The 15,715-nt window shown below is 59.1% G+C and carries 11 protein-coding genes and 1 tRNA gene; 10 read left to right on the forward strand and 2 right to left on the reverse strand.

Annotated features, from left to right (window positions below; all coding sequences use genetic code 11):
- Positions 1 to 55: 55 nt before the first annotated feature.
- Positions 56 to 1,195, reverse strand: coding sequence for a succinyl-diaminopimelate desuccinylase (dapE, locus tag ACR0I8_RS08620; protein WP_170690779.1), 1,140 nt, complete (start codon positions 1,193 to 1,195; stop codon positions 56 to 58).
- Between the two features lie 208 nt (positions 1,196 to 1,403).
- Between dapE and ACR0I8_RS08625 the strand changes: the two genes are divergently transcribed.
- The gene (locus ACR0I8_RS08625; RefSeq protein ID WP_170690777.1) at positions 1,404 to 2,462 is read left to right on the forward strand and encodes a transporter substrate-binding domain-containing protein; all 1,059 of its coding nucleotides are present in this window, start codon (positions 1,404 to 1,406) and stop codon (positions 2,460 to 2,462) included.
- 80 nt (positions 2,463 to 2,542) lie between these two features.
- On the opposite strand, the gene ACR0I8_RS08630 is transcribed toward ACR0I8_RS08625, so the two are convergent.
- Positions 2,543 to 2,627: transfer RNA gene (locus tag ACR0I8_RS08630), tRNA-Leu, on the reverse strand.
- 416 nt (positions 2,628 to 3,043) lie between these two features.
- Here ACR0I8_RS08630 and ACR0I8_RS08635 point away from each other — a divergent pair.
- The 9 genes from ACR0I8_RS08635 (at position 3,044) to ACR0I8_RS08675 (ending at position 15,714) form a co-directional block, all read left to right on the forward strand.
- Complete coding sequence (locus tag ACR0I8_RS08635; protein ID WP_170375737.1) at positions 3,044 to 3,466, forward strand: hypothetical protein; 423 nt, start codon at positions 3,044 to 3,046, stop codon at positions 3,464 to 3,466.
- 2 nt (positions 3,467 to 3,468) lie between these two features.
- Positions 3,469 to 5,481, forward strand: coding sequence for a dynamin family protein (locus tag ACR0I8_RS08640; RefSeq protein WP_170375735.1), 2,013 nt, complete (start codon positions 3,469 to 3,471; stop codon positions 5,479 to 5,481).
- Positions 5,482 to 5,489: 8 nt separating this feature from the next.
- Entirely contained in the window at positions 5,490 to 7,220 is a 1,731-nt protein-coding gene (locus tag ACR0I8_RS08645) for a dynamin family protein (RefSeq protein WP_170690775.1), read from the forward strand.
- A gap of 31 nt (positions 7,221 to 7,251) precedes the next feature.
- Entirely contained in the window at positions 7,252 to 7,653 is a 402-nt protein-coding gene (locus ACR0I8_RS08650; protein ID WP_170690773.1) for a hypothetical protein, read from the forward strand.
- A gap of 23 nt (positions 7,654 to 7,676) precedes the next feature.
- Positions 7,677 to 8,507 carry a hypothetical protein gene (locus tag ACR0I8_RS08655; protein ID WP_170690771.1) on the forward strand — a complete coding sequence of 277 codons (831 nt, stop codon included), beginning with the start codon at positions 7,677 to 7,679 and terminating at the stop codon, positions 8,505 to 8,507.
- A gap of 68 nt (positions 8,508 to 8,575) precedes the next feature.
- A complete protein-coding gene (locus ACR0I8_RS08660; protein WP_170690770.1) occupies positions 8,576 to 10,618 on the forward strand; it encodes a dynamin family protein in 2,043 nt (680 codons plus the stop codon).
- Entirely contained in the window at positions 10,615 to 11,898 is a 1,284-nt protein-coding gene (locus tag ACR0I8_RS08665) for a dynamin family protein (RefSeq protein WP_170690768.1), read from the forward strand. Before ACR0I8_RS08660 ends, ACR0I8_RS08665 begins: the two co-directional genes overlap by 4 nt.
- 340 nt (positions 11,899 to 12,238) lie before the next feature.
- A complete protein-coding gene (locus tag ACR0I8_RS08670; RefSeq protein WP_170690766.1) occupies positions 12,239 to 14,434 on the forward strand; it encodes a serine/threonine protein kinase in 2,196 nt (731 codons plus the stop codon).
- Positions 14,435 to 14,637: 203 nt separating this feature from the next.
- Complete coding sequence (locus ACR0I8_RS08675) at positions 14,638 to 15,714, forward strand: FHA domain-containing protein (protein ID WP_170690764.1); 1,077 nt, start codon at positions 14,638 to 14,640, stop codon at positions 15,712 to 15,714.
- Position 15,715 lies beyond the last annotated feature (1 nt).

Consider the following 15,715-nt stretch of genomic DNA (forward strand, 5'->3'; position numbering starts at 1 on the left):
GCCTAGCACGGTGGTGCGACGGCGTCATGACTAAAATCGCAGCCCCCTGACCAAGTCAGTCGAAGTAGTCTTTTAGGATGCGGGTGTAGATCGCCTTGAGCTGCTCGATCTGGGCTACCTCGACGCATTCATCCACCTGATGCATGGTCCGTCCAACCAGCCCGAACTCTACCACCGGGCAGTGGTTCTTGACAAACCGCGCGTCGGATGTGCCGCCCGTGGTCGATAGCTCGGGCGTTACGCCGGTCTCGGCTTTAATGGCGTTAGATACCAGATCGGACAGCGCGCCCGGAGGGGTCAGAAAGCTTTCGCCCGAGATCTTGATCCGGGTCTCAATCTCAACGCCGTAGTCTTGCGCCACCTGATCGGCCTCCTGCAGCAACCAATCGCCGAGGACAGCCCCGGAATGCAGGTCGTTAAAGCGGATATTCACCGCCCCGCTGCATTGCGCCGGGATCACGTTGGTCGCGGCATTGCCAGTGTCGATTGTCACTACGGCCAGCGTAGAGGCATCAAAGTGATCGCTGCCCTGATCCAACTCATGACTGGCGAGCCGATCCATCAGCCGCGCCATCGCTGGCAGAGGGTTCTTCGCCCGCTGGGGATAGGCCGAATGCCCCTGCACCCCGGTCACCGTAAACCACGCAGTCATTGAGCCGCGACGACCGATCTTGATCATCTCGCCCATATGGTTTGGACAGGTCGGCTCACCCACCAGACAGACCGACATCTGCTCATCCGCCTGACCCATGTAGTCCAGCAGAGCCGTCGTGCCGTCCAGCGCGTCGGCTTCCTCATCCCCGGTGATGGTCAGGATGACGGCCCCGTCAGGCGGCGTGTCTTGGACGAAATCAATAGCTGCAGCGGCAAAGGCAGCGACTCCGGACTTCATATCCGTTGTGCCGCGTCCGAACATGACGCCGTCATGCACCTCGGCTCCAAACGGTGGCTTGGTCCATGCGGTCTTATCGCCTACCGGAACAACGTCGGTATGGCCATTGAAGCCAAAACTACGCGGATGCCCCTTGGCCCCCCAACGGGCGAACAAGTTGCAGATGCCGCCGCGATCCACCCGCGTGCAGTCAAACCCCGCATCTGACAGCAGATTTTCCAACAAGACCAAAGCCCCCCCTTCTACTGGTGTGACCGATGGGCAACGGATCAAATCCGCTGTCAATTGAACTGCGTCCGTCATTTCGGGCCTCGGGGTTGGGTTTTCGTTCAGGTTACCGCACAGATTCAACGAATTGGCCGGATTGCCAACCCCAATCCGCCAGATTCCCCCGGTAATTCCCACAATGTGTCGAGTTGAGACGCCAATAAAACATGGTGCTTTACCCTGCGGTGACCTTGCTGTTTTAACCTCAATCGCGCTACAGGGCGGCGAAACAGGTAATTTGACCATGAAACGCGCCTTTTACGCATTGATCAGCCTGACTTTCGCCGTTCTCGCACAGCAAAGCCTGGCCCAAACCTTGAACGTCACCACGGTGACCCGCCCACCGTTTTCCTATGTCGAGGACGGTGCCGAGGCTGGTTTTTCGATGGACCTGCTGGCAGCTCTCGCCGAGTCGCTGGAGTGGGAGTACTCCGTTACCCGGGTCGAGGCTTTCGCAGACATGCTTGGGGCCGTTCAGGATGGTACTGCGGATTTGGCGATCGCAAATATCTCGATCACTGCGCTTCGTGAGACGCAGATGGATTTCAGCCAGCCGATCTTTGAGGCCGGGTTGCAGATCATGGTGCCCTCTGATTCGGCGCGTAAGCCGTCGCTGCTGCAGGCGCTGCTGTCGGCCGAGCTGTTCTTTGCCATCGGCCTGGCCTTTGCCATTCTTCTGGGGGGCGGCATGCTGATGTGGGGGTTCGAACGCCGCGCGCAGCCCTATTTCGATCGGAAATTGAACGAGGCTTGGTTCCCATCCTTCTGGTGGGCACTGAATTTGGTCGTCAACGGCGGCTTTGAAGAGAGGATGCCTCGCACGCCCTTTGGCCGGATTCTGGGCGTTATTCTGGTGGTGTCGTCCTTGTTCATCGTTTCGGTCTTCACCGCCCGGATCACCAGTGTCATGACGGTAGATGCGATCACCGGAAATGTGAACTCGGTCAATGACCTTTACGGTAAAAATGTTGGCACGATCGAGGGATCGACGGCGGCCAGTTTCCTCAACCGACGCGAGATCGAATACGTCGCCTACCCGGGGCTTGATGAAATGTTGGAGGCTTTCAAGGCCGAAGAGCTGAACGCCGTCGTATTCGACGCCCCGGTCCTGTCCTATTTCGCCGCCCATGAGGGTCGCCGTATCGCCACGATGACCGGAGGGATCTTCCTGCGCGAAAACTACGGCATAGCCTTCCCGACGGGATCACCCTTGGTGGAAGAGGTCAATCAGGCGCTGCTGGCTTTGCGCGAAGATGGCACCTATGACGAGATTTACCGTAAATGGTTCGGGTCGCGAAACTAAGAGGCTGGCCTCTGGTTTCACAGTGACTGCCAACTGAGCGGACCAGCTAAAACAGTACAATTATCGCCTGTGGATATCAGTGGTGCGGGTGGAGGGACTTGAACCCCCACGCCTTGCGGCGCCAGAACCTAAATCTGGTGCGTCTACCAATTTCGCCACACCCGCAACCGGACGCTTATGCGTCGGACTGGAGCGCTGGATAGCAAAGCTTTTCCGCCAGCGCGAGGGGTAAAATCCATCCAAAGGCAAGTTTTTGCGCTTGAACAAAACGCCATTGCGATTCGCTGGTATTTGCCAAGCGCTGCGGTATAGTCCGCCAACGTTGCCAATTTGCAGACTATGCGGTTCGTCGCGAGATAGATGTTTTTGAAGGAGAACCCCGTACACGTAGGGGTTGAGGCATTCTTATGAATCGTGCGCCTTAATGGCGCCACATTTGAAACGCCAAAATATCTTATTCGCGCCAAAATAACACCGCCTTGAACGGGCTTCTTGGTCGCGTAGGAGTTAATGAGTCTTTTCTGCCATTTAGGCGCCCTTACGAGTTTTTTTGCTCAACTCCAGTCTTGAGGTTCTTTGCTGTGACCGATCCGAACAACTCCGCTGCCCACGAGCAGGATGCTGTAATCTTTGCACGTGAGAGTTTTCTGGGTGAACTCAAAACCCTGAACCGTGACTACCCCAATACCGGCTTTGGAATTTCACTGCGCACCCATTCGGGCCAGCACTATCTGCTGGCAAACGCGCGGATGCCGCTGCCCGCCAGCAAGTCTGATGGCTTTCCGACCGGGCGTCGTGTGGCCTGTCTTGAAAACGGCGACCGCTTCATCTCGATCGAGGTTCTGGCAGATTCCGAAGGCTACGAAACCATTACACCGCGGGCTGAGGCCGAGATTCTGGGCAACGCCCTGAACCTAATCGCCCGTATCGACACCCTGACCGGGATTCCAGCTCAAGGCGCGGATCACGCGCACCGGATCGCGGCAACAGGAACCGGAGGCTAAACATGGCGCGCAATGACCACCTTTTGTCTGTGGGCAACGAAGCTCTGATGCCGATGACGTCGGCGATGACGTCGTTGACATCGCAGATCGACCAACTGACAGAGGTGGCGGATGCGCGCTCCTCAGCGCGTCTGGCGACGCTCAAAACGCGGATGGAGAACTTCACCGCCAGCGTGACGATGGTGGGGCAGGTCAAAGCAGGCAAGTCCTCGATCGTTAACATTCTGGCAGGCCGTCCGGCGTTGCTACCGTCGGATGTGAACCCGTGGACTTCGGTGGTTACGACGCTGAACATCAATACGCGCCCGCCGGGTGACACAAAATCCAAGTTCACCTTCTTCGAGCAGGAAGAATGGGACAACCTGATGGTGGGCGGCGGTCGTCTGGGCGAGCTGGCCAACCGCGCTGGTGCGGATGACGAAATGGACGATATCCGCCGCCAGATCGGTGAGATGAAAGCCAAATCAGAAGAGCGCCTTGGCAAGCATTTCGACCTGATCCTAGGTCAAAGCCACCAGTACGACTATTTCGACGAAGAGCTGATCCAGCGCTATGTCTGTCTGGGTGATGAGGACGATCCGGATATCGATCCCAAAACCGGACGGTTCGCCGATGTGACGAAATCGGCCGAGCTCTATATGGACATCCCGCAATACCCGATTGCGCTGAAGCTCTGCGATACGCCCGGTGTGAACGATACCTTCATGGTGCGCGAGCAGATCACGCTGCGCAGCCTGCGCGGGTCCGAGGTTTGTGTTGTTGTGCTGGCTGCAAGTCAGGCGCTGACCACGATGGATATGGCGCTGATGCGGATCATCGCTCAGTTCGAAAACCGCCAGATCGTCCTGTTCGTGAACCGTATTGATGAGTTGGCTGATCCGGTGAACCAGGTGCCCGAGATCCGCGACCGGATTCAGGACACGCTGAAACAGAACAATATCGACGCCAACACAAGTGTCGTGTTCGGCAGCGCCCTCTGGGCCGAGGCGGCCTTGACCGGCAACCCGGATATTCTGACCGAGGAATCGCGCGAGACCCTGAACACCTTCTACCTTGCCGCAGGGTTCGGGGATCAGGCGCCGTCACTGGATAAGATCTGGGCGCTTTCGGGCCTGCCCGATCTGCTGTTGGCAATGAACGAACGTATCGCCGAAGGGGCAGGGGCCAGGTTGCTGGACCGCGTGCGCCACCGGGCGCGCAACATTGCCAGCCAGATTCGCGCCACAGCGGTTGCGAAAACCCTGTCCGGGGGTGAGGGTGTCGTCCGTGATCTTGATGGCGCGTCGCCTGAAGATGCGATTGCCGCCGTGTCCGCCGAGTATGACAAAAAGGCCGCTGACCTGACCGCCAAGCTGCGCGACAAGGTGCTTGAGCGTTTGAATTCGGCCGAGACGAGCTTTGTCAAACGGGCTACAGACTCTCTGATTTCGCATCTGGAACAGAATGGCGAGCAGGGCACATGGCAATACGATCCCGCCGGGCTGCGGACACTGCAAAAAGCGGCCTATTTCAGCTTTGCCCGTTCGATGCGCAAGGAAGCCGGCGCGCTTTATTCTGCAGCTGCGGCGGATGTAGAAGCGCTCTATCAGAAACTGCTTGGCAATCATCTGGGTGAGTTCAACATCGAAGCCCCGATCGTGCCCCGTGTACCGCCCCCGCTGGGGATCGGTCGCACCATCGCTCTGGACCTGCAAAGCACATGGTGGCGGCGCTGGTGGCAGCGGCGCAAAGGGTTCGAAGCTTATGCATCCGATTACACCCGTCTGATCGCGTCCGAGGCGAACTCGATCACCAAGGATATCGAGGAAAATCAGGTCGCCGCCGTGCTTGAAAACGTGCGGGCCGTCCTAACCGACTTCCTGCGCGAGCAGAAGGAAACCCTGCTGAATATCTCGGCCACGGCCGAGAAGGATGCAGGGCAGAATCCGGCGCTGATGGCGGGTCTGCAATTGCAGAAATCCCGTGACGAGATTCTGGGCAGCATTCTCAAAGACCTAAGCAACGAAGCGGCGTAAGTAGAAAAATGGCAAAAGATATCCAAAACCGTTTCATCACCCCCAAGGCATGGGAGCGTATCGAGCAGTGGTCGCGCCGTAAGCCGGTTTTCGCCCTTATGGGCGAGTTCAGCGCCGGTAAATCGACGCTAATGAATTTTCTGCTGCGCAAGCAGGCCTTGCCGACGCAGGTCACCGCAACCCAACTCCCACCGGTTTGGTTCAGCTATGGCAATCGCTCGGCTTACGTCAAACGCCATGATGGCAGCACCGAAGATATCTCGCTGGATCAGCTTGAGAGCGTCGGTGTCAACGACGCGCAGTTCATTCGGATTTTCCTTGAAGCCGATATTCTTGAGGCGGTGGATCTGATCGACACGCCTGGTATCTCGGACCCCAAAATCTCGACCGATGTTTGGCAGCGCGCTGTTGGACAGGCCAATGGCGTTCTGTGGTGCACCCATGCGACGCAGGCCTGGCGGGAAACTGAACGTGCGACATGGGTCTCTCTGCCCGAACGGTTGCAGAACAATTCGATCCTGCTGATTACGCGCGCGGACGCACTGGGCCAGAAGGACCGGCAAAAAGTCCTGCGTCGGGTCAACCGCGAAGCGGGGCATCTGTTCAACCGCTCGATCCTGTTTTCTGCCCGCGATGCGATTACCGCGCGCGATAAGACCGGCGACCCCGAGATGTGGGCGCGCAGCGGTGGCGGCAAGATGATCGACTGCTTCTTGGGGATCACCGAGCAGATCATGGACACCCGCGCCGGCCATCTGTCGCGGTACCAAATTGACAAGAGCCAGTCTGACGGCCCGCTGGTGCGCCCGACCCGGCCCAAGCGCAAGGACGAGACCGCTGAGGTCGCGCCGCTGCAACTGGTGGATCCGGTGCCTTCGGAGACCCCGGAGGTGGCAGATCAGGACAGTGGCGTGGTCACTAATTTCCCAGTGCGCCCGTCCCGCGTCGAACGCCGCTCGGACGAGGCCGAGCGGGAGCGGATCAATGCGGACGAGGCCGAGCGCCTGCGCGCCGAAATGGTCCCAACGCCGGACTCTCAACCCGCCGAGACGGAAGAGGACCAGCTGCGCGCCCAGTTCAGAGAAGAGCCCAAAGACCCGCTGGACCTGTCTTCTTTCGCTGATAGCGAGGCTGATCTGGACGTGTTCGAATTCTCGGGCGCGGAAGATGAAGATGAGAATGTCTTTGCCGAAGAGGAGGATACGCCCAGCCCCGCAAATGATGTGGCTGAGGCCGCGCCTGAGGCTGAGGAATCCGAAGACCTTCTGGTGTCGCTCAACAAGACCCTGTCCAACACACCCGAGGTTGCGCCGACGGAGGCCACAGAAGACCAGTCTGATGCGCCCGGGATCGAGGTTTCGGTCTCGTCGATCACGGCATTGATGGCGGAACAGTCGGGCAGCGATGAAGATGACTTTGAACCGGAGCCCGAAACCAACGGTCTGGTCGAAGTGCGTCTGATGCCGCAGCCCGAGCCGGAAGAGGTTGAGGAAGATGCAAACGAGGGGCTGCTGGGCATCTCCACAAGTGAGCTTCCCAGCGCAGCCGCGATGTGGCGAGAGCTTGCCGCCGCCGGGGACCTGCCGACCGATGCCGAGGGGCTTCAACGCGCGTTCTTGGCCTTCCTGGCCGAGTTCGACCAGATTGCCCGCGAGCACGCAGAATCTCAGACGAAAGAGGCGATCAGGTCTATTCCCAAAGCCGGGGAACACAGAGGGGCAGAATGGCATGTTCTGTAGCCCAAAAGATTACAAGAAGGTCAGGAGTTAGATGTCTATTCAAACTGCTCTGACCGCGGCGATGGAGACCATACCCGACTGTGTTGCAGCCGGGTATGTCGACATGGAAACGGGGATGTTGCTGGGCACCAGCGTCAAGGACTCTGATGCCTCGGACGTGCTGGACACGCTGGCTTTGGCCGCGGCGAACCTGTTTCAGGGGCGCGGGGTCGTGGCCTTTGAAGCCATGTTGCGTGAAGCAGGCGGGGATACATCTGAAACACCGGGATTTGGGGAAATCGCGGTGTTTTCCGGCGAAAGGTTGATCATTTTCCAGCGGACCCGGGAATATCCCGAACATGTGGTCTGCTACATCTGCAGCAACAGCGCGAATGCAGGGTTGGCGCTTACCAAATCACATCTCAGCTTAGGGCCGGTTGCGGCCGCAGTCTGAACGGGACCAGAGGGGGTCACGGTATGATGGATACGAACATACTCGACATGCTCGACAATATCGGGCGGTCCTCGGTTGCACGTTTGTCGCCTGCCGTCACGGTCGAGGGCGAGACCTCGGTTGCGCGCCGAGCGGGTGTTCTGCGCGCAATTCGCGGTACCGTTCTGCCGCGCCGATTGGAGTTCACCGCGGCCAACGGCGACGTGCTGGCGATCGAGGTTAGCAATGCCCGCGTGACCGATGTGTTCCGCGTCCGGTCGGGTATGGTGCCGGATTTTGAAACCGAACCACGCGAAGGGCTGATCGGCAAACTTGCGCAGTTGGTGTCGGACATCGCCGACGCGCCCGCGCCGCTGGAGTTTGTCTCGCTGAAACCAGATGCCGAGCTTGAAGCCGATGACGTCGGTGTCACGCTTGGCGAAATCGAAACGGCCTGTGACCAGATCGAACTCCCGGCCGAGCCTATTGTCTCTGTTGTACCGGATGTTGAAGAACCCGCGCCTCAGGCACCGGATGCCACCTCTGCCGCGCGGGGTTTCTTTGACAGTGCCGAGCGTTTCGCGCAGGCGCGTGGTTTGATCGACAGGGGTGACCCTCAGTTCGAGGGGGACGCTGCGCTGCGCCCGGATGCCGATCTTCTGACGCGTTTCATGGCGGATCTGACCGGATGGAACGATGATAGCCAGTCCGAGCTGCAGCAACCTCAACTGATTGTCATGCGTCCTTCGGGGGGTAAGGGAGCCGCCGTGGCGGTGGTGCAGGATCAGGGCCAGACCGCAATTGCCGTGCATGAGGCGCGCAAGCTGGGTGCAGTTGTTAGCCTGTGGACCAAACTTTCCGGGGGTGACTCATGAGCGCCTCCCGATCCTTCAAATTTTCCATCAATTCAAACCAGTGTTTCTTGTTGCCAGGGTAAAAAGTTATGAGTGAAACCAGTCGCCGCGAGCTTATTCGCATTGCCGAAGACATGAACGAGACGAGTAATGACGAAACCCGTCAGTTTATCTCGCGCATTGTCGGAGACCTTTCAGGGTTGAAACCGTCGATCGCCTTTGTTGGGCAGATCAAGGCGGGAAAATCGCGTTTGATCAACGGCTTCACGGGGCAGGCCGAATACCTGCCCTCGGATGTGAACCCGTGGACGACGGTGATCACCGATATGCATTTCGGCCATCCTTCGGGCCGCACCGAAGGGGCAGAGTTCCACTTCTTCGACAATCACCAGTGGCAGGCTCTGATCGCCGAGGGTGAAGAGCTGCGCAACATGTTCCCTGATGAAGAGGACAGCTATAAGCGCGAGATGATCGAAGAGCAGGTCGAGGCGATGAAAACCCGCGCCCGTTTGCGTCTGGGCGACAGTTACGAGCAACTGTTAGGTCAGCACCACGATCTGGAAGACCTGAACTCGGACGATCTGGCCCGCTATGTCTGCGCGGGCGATGATCCGAGCGATAGCGAAACCCACGATCCCGGCTCAGATCGGGGACTTTACAGTGATATCACCCGAAAGGCCGAGGTCTATTTTGACATCGGCCATTTCCCGTTTCCGCTGACAGTTACCGACACGCCGGGCGTCAACGACCCGCTGCTGATCCGCGAGGAAATCTCGCGCCAATACCTCAAGGAATCGGATTTCTTTGTGGTGGTTCTATCCGCACATCAGGCCTTGTCGCGGGCTGACCTAAAGCTGTTCCGCCTGATGCAGGCGCTGGAATTGGGCCAGATCGTCGTCTTCATCAACCGCGTGGATGAGCTGGGCGGCGGGGCCGAGGACGCAGGCAAGGTGCGCAGCGATGTTCTGGACGGTCTGGAACAAGCGCTGGGGAATTCGGACATTGACGTGCTGATGGGCAGTGCCCAATGGGCGCATTATGCGCTGACCGGGGATGAGACCGGCGTCAATCACGATGACGTTCTGGCATGGCTGCGCGCTCATCCCGAGCAGATGAAGCAGTATCTGGACGGTGTGGAAGAGATCAAGCAAGGCCCCGGCCCGATCAGCCGTGAAGGCGTGTTGCGCTTTGCCGCCATGATCGCCTCGGGCCTGCCGGATTTGCGGCGGCATGTGACACAGGCCTTGGCCGATGGCCCTCGCAGTGAACAGTTGCGGATGGCCTGGCAACATCTGAACAGTTTCGCGCAAGGCGAATTGGAACGGTCGCAGGCCGAGCTGCGCGCGCTGGAGTCCGAGGATGACTCGGCCACAGTCGATCTGGATGAAAACAACAAGACGCTTGGTGAACTCAGGGCGCTTGTCGCCGAGAAAACCGAGGTGATGACGCGCGACATGGACGATGTACTGGCCAATCTGCGCGGCGTTATGGATGATACGGTGGCCGAGGCGGTCTCGGCCGTGGTGCGCGGCCCGGATGGCAATTCGCCTCTGCTGGCCAAAGGTGCTGAGACCGAGCTGAACTTTACCCCTCTGCGCGACCGGATGCGCGAGTTGATTCAGGGGGCCACGCAGGTCGTCCGCCAGCGCATGCTGAGCGAGCTTTACGCGATTGACATGCAGGCCAACGCGGCCCTGCGCGCCTTGCCCGGATGGCAGGACCCCGTCGACAACCGCATGAACACCAGCGCGGTGCGGTGGTTCCGTCCTGACACCACGGCGCTCACTCGCGGTATTACGGTTGAGTTGCGGGTGAACTGGCTGTCGCGCCTGATTTCGCGCAAAAGCGTGGTCACGCGCGCAGAGCGGATGATCGTGCAGGAATTCGAACTGATCGGGGATGATCTGATCGACACGGCTCGTGAAAACTTGATGGAGCGGCTGAAAACGGTTCTGGACCACTATGTGGCGCTGTTGGGCGGCTATCTTGAACACCGGACCGGATCGGGTGAAACTAATGCTCAGGCCGAAGCGCAGGATGCGTTCGATCGGGCCCGTCGCATCGCCGATGAACTGGAAACGGTGTTCGGCCCGGTGCGCGCGGATGAAGGACAAGCAAAGGCAGCGGAATGATCGAATTTCCCGGAACCGAACAGGACGTCAGACAGCTTGAGCGCTTTCTGAACGCAACCGAATCCCTGTCAATGGATTCGGCGCTGGAGGATATGCGCGCGAAGGCTCTGGCCCATGCCGAGCGTCTGTCCAACGCGGTCAATATCGGTTTTGCCGGGGAATTCGGGGCGGGTAAGTCCAGCCTCGCCAATATGCTGGCCGGGGCGGACATTCTGCCTACCGGCCCACAGCATCTGAAGCTGCCCCTCGTAATCGTTGCTTATGCGGATGCGCCTGAAACCACCGTCGGCTGGTGGGACAAGGAGCCCAAGACTTACTCGGGGATCGTGCTGGAGAAAGCGGCCGAAGATGAGCCTGATTTCATCTCCGTCGGGTTGAACACGCCCGCGCTGCGCGAGATCTCTCTGTTCGATCTGCCCGGCTCGGGCGCGTTGGATGAGACCTATAAACCAACGCTCGACTTGCTGCGTTTCGTGGACTGCGCCATCTGGTGTACCAACGGCACAAACGCCTGGCGCGAGACCGAACGTCATCTTTGGGCACAGGTCCCGCAGGAATTACGCGACAACAGTCTGCTGGCCGTTACGCATACCGATTTGCCTCACGTCCGAGATGCTCTGGATCGCGTGCTTGCCCGGTTGAACAAGGAAAAAGAAGGCCTTTTCAACGCCGTGGTTCCAATCGGTACGCCTGTCGCTGTGAAAGCTATGGCGCAAGAGCCTGAACCAGATTTTGATCTGTGGGAAAACTGCGGCGGTCAGAATCTGGCCGAGAAGGTGCTTGAGGCGGCTTCCGCTCGTCGGATGCATGACCTGAACGCAGCCCGCAAAGACATTGCCGAGCTGTTCCAGCCGTTTCTGGAAACTCTCGCTGGCCCCGAGCCAGAGCCGGAGACCGAAAGCCCCTCGGTTCAAGCTGCGCTCGGATCGGCCCTGCCACCGTTGAACAACCCGATCCTCGAGGACTGGCTGGCCGCGATTGCCAGCATTTATGAGGACCTGCGTGAATCCTCGGATATCGAACCGGCCGCGTTCCTGCAGAGCTGTCAGGAAATCGTCGAGGACTTTGCCGAACGTCTGGAACAGGGCGGCGAGATCGACCCCGATGCAGATTGGATCCCCGGTGAGTTCGAAAAGGCCACCGACCTTCTGCTGCTACTGCAATTCGAAAGCGGCGACGCACCTCTGCGTGATGCCATCAGTATACTGGCACAGCTGAGCGACAACCTCGCCTGGGCTGGTAGCACTGTGGCGACCGAGCAGTCCAAGACCGGAACCTGACGCTCTCCACCTGGAATTGAGCTGCACTGCGGCGATTCGAGGCCTGTCCAAAACGATTCCCTATTGTTTCGAATTCGTAGACCAACCGCTTGTTTTAGTCGGTTCAGTTTTCGAATTATATATGTGAATTTACCATATCTATGATTGCAAAATGGACCCAACACTATATGTTGATTTAGGGGAAATACGATCCATAGTGAAGCCATGAGGCGGCCCCAATAAAGTCAAATTTGAAACGTCTAACCGGACTTAAGTGTCCTGCGGTTGTTTTTGGTTATGAGTTCGCGGGCTGATTGCCCAGTTTTCTGTACCGCGATTTGAGAAATACGGGCGGATTGAAATGAGCCATAACCAGGCTGTCGGTGCATCGCACGACGAACCAAAAATTGAAGGTCTGCAACCCGGAGCCAAGCTCCTGCGGGGGCAGTATGAAATCCTGAGCTATCTCAGCAATGGTGGCTTCGGAATCACCTATCTGGCCCGTGACAGCCTGGAGCGGGACGTGGTCATCAAAGAATGTTTCCCCGGCGCGCTCTGCCGTCGCGATGGAGACCTGGTCGAAGCCGCTGATCCCTCCTACTCTGAAGACCTGCGCGCGATCGTGGACCTTTTCATCCAGGAAGCGCGTAACCACGCGCGGCTGGTGCATCCCAACATCGTCGACGTGCATCAGGTGTTCGAGGACAACAACACCGCCTATATCGCCATGGACCTGATCCGCGGGTGCGACCTGCTGGACTACATGGACAAGCCCGAGAACGAAAGCGGCCCTGACTTCATCGTGCAGGTGACCGAAAAGATGCTGTCTGCGGTCTCGTTCATCCACCAGAGTGGCATGCTGCATCGGGACATTTCCCCCGACAACATCCTGATCGACGAGAATGGCGATCCGGTTCTGATCGACTTTGGCGCTGCGCGCGAGCAGGCGGCGAACAAGTCGGCGGCGCTGTTGACGCTGCGGGTGATCAAGGATGGCTACTCGCCCCATGAATTCTATGTGCGCGGCGCTGAGCAAGGCCCCAGCAGCGACCTCTATGTGCTGGCGGCAACGCTGTATCACGCGATCAGCGGTGAGCGTCCGATCGATGGTCAAAGCCGCCTGAACGCGTTCAACAACGGTCAGGAAGATCCCTATACCCCGCTGACCGGTCGGTTCGAAGGCTATCCCGAGGGATTCCTGGAAGCGATCGACAAAGCGATGGAGGTTCACGCCACCGACCGCCTGCAATCGGCGCTGGACTGGTTGCGCATGTTCCGCGGGCCGGGGGTGATGTTCGATACATTCGCCTATCGTCCGGTTTCGGTCATCGTCGGCATGGACCGTGAAGACAAAGAGGCCGAGAAAGCTCGGATCAAGGCTGAAAGCGAAAACGCCGAGGCGGTTGTGACCGCTTTGTTGGCGGGCAATTCCGACATTGTCATGGGCAATGAGGACAAGGCCGAAGAGGATCTGTCCAAGCTCTCGCCCCGCGAAGAAACAGCGGTTGCCGTTGATACGGTTGTCAAAAGCGGATCGAGCGGCGGCAATGGCAAGCTATTGGCAGGTGTGGCTGTTGTGGCCATTGCTCTGGCCGCAGGTGGGTATGTGATGATGTCCGGTGATGCGGACAAGGCCGAGACAGCGGCGGCGGTGACCCCTGCGACGGAAGCGGCGGAGCCCGCAACCGCAGCGGTGGAATCCGAAACAGCGGCAGTCGAAACGGCCCAAACAGAAGAGCCTTCACAGGAACTGGAACAAGTCAGCGCTGCAGTGCAGCCTGTTGAGCAGGAGCCGGTTGAAACTGCGGAGACGGTTGCCACAGAAGCAGCCCCCGCAGAAACGGTGACCGAAGACGCAACGCCCGAAGAAACAGCAGCCGCACCCGAAGAAACGGCATCCGCGCCCGAAGTGACCGCGCCTGAGTCTGAGGTCCCTGCAGCTCCGGTCAATCTGGCCGAGGCTCAGGTGGCGTTCTCTCATTGGGATGTTGAGGTTCCGTTTGACACGTCCCGCCGTCGCGCCTCGACCGGCAATATGTTCTCGATCACGGGTGTGGATGCCAATCAGGATATGTCGGTGATCGGCGACTGGGTTCAGCGCGGGGCCACCATCTTTACCTTGAACGGCAAGCCGGTGCGCGACGATGCCTCGTTTGCGGCACAGGTGCTTGAGAACCTGCAGGTGGATCCCGACGGGTATCTGCGCGTGGCCGCGCGCTACCGTCCTCTGGGGGAGACACGGGCGCAGAACGGATTGCTCGCTTTGCCTGCATTCCGCACGATTGGTTTGGAAAACGGCTACGGCTTTAGCGTCAACGGCAACGGGGTCGGTGGCTGGCAGACAGTTGTGACAGAGGTGCCCGAGGGCGCGTCGGGCAGCTTGCAAACTGGGGATGTGCTCGTCAGCGAGGCCGAAACGGGTCTTGCGTTCGAAGGACCGGAAAGCCTCGATGCGGTGTTGGCGGAACTGGTGTCGGGCGAACAGCCTCAGGCGCAGTTTGCGGTATCGCGTAACGGTACCGATGCCAACGCAACCATGCCTCTTGCGCAGGAGTGATCAGACCGGTTCGAACGTAATCTGCCAGCGTGTGTTTGCTGAGGGTGGCCCTCGAAAGAAAGCCACCCTGACGGGATCCGGCCCGACGCAGAAAGGTAAAAAGTTTCCTGGTTTCAAGATTGAAGACCGCAGCGCGAACAGTCGTGATGCGGGTATCGAAACGGCACAGAATTGCGTGCCAACAAGTTGAAGGTGTCGACACCATGTTCAAATACAAAAGCCCTCTCAGCCGGCTTCTAGAAGGTGCCGGCAAAGCCAAAGAAGAAGAAACGACTGAGGCAGCAGCCCCGACCGAGGAAAAGCCCGAACCGATTGCGGATTTCAACGCGCTGCGCGCGGCGCTGGGTGGCGGCAATCTGGCCTCTGAGGCGTATGAAGAGACTTATGACGAAGAGGATGAGCTGACCGCCGAAGGCGAGATGCCCGAGTTTTCGGATGCCGAGGATGTTGCCGAGGACGCTGAGGAAGAGACGTCGATCTTCGCAGAAGAGGCTCCGGTGACCGAAGAGGTGGCCGAGGAAGCAGCGATTGACGAGCCGGAAGCTGACGAGCAGATCGTGACCCTGCATCTGTCCGAAGACGAGCGTGTCGAAGCGCCGGTTCAGGATGAGGTCGAAGCGGCAGAGCCCGAAGTGATTGAACCTGTCGCGGTCGAACCCACTCCGGAACCGACCGCCGCTCTGGTCGAGCCTGAGGTCGAAGTTCAGGAGCCGGTGGCGGAAACCCCCGAACCGCAGCCTGAGCCGCAGCCCGAACCCGAGGTGCAGGCCGCAGCGGTTGAGCCGACACCGACTCCAGCGCCGACTACGGCCCCAGCCGAGGACCGCCGTTCGCGTGTGAAGACCACTTTCCTGGGTTTCGAACGCGCAGATACCCACGTTCAGGACCTGATCGAAACCGCCGAGCCGGTGGCCAAGACCGAAGCCGCGCAAGAGACCTTCCCGGTGGGTTGGCTGGTTGTCACCCAAGGCCCCGGCCGTGGGTCCAGCATCACCCTGACCGAAGGTCTGATGCAGATCGGACGCAATGATGATCAGGCCATCCAGCTGGATTTCGGCGACACTGGCATTTCGCGCAGCAACCATGCCGTGATTGCGTATGACCCGGAAGATCGCAAATGCTATCTGGGTCACGGCGGCAAGGCCAATCTGGTGCGCCTGAATGGCAAGCCGGTTCTCAGCACCGTGGCGCTTTCCAATGGCGACCTGATCCGCATCAGCGAAACTTCGATCCGTTTCTTGGCCTTCTGTGACGAAGGTTTTGATTGGCGGGATTCCTGAT

Source organism: Ruegeria sp. BG9 (assembly GCF_056538305.1).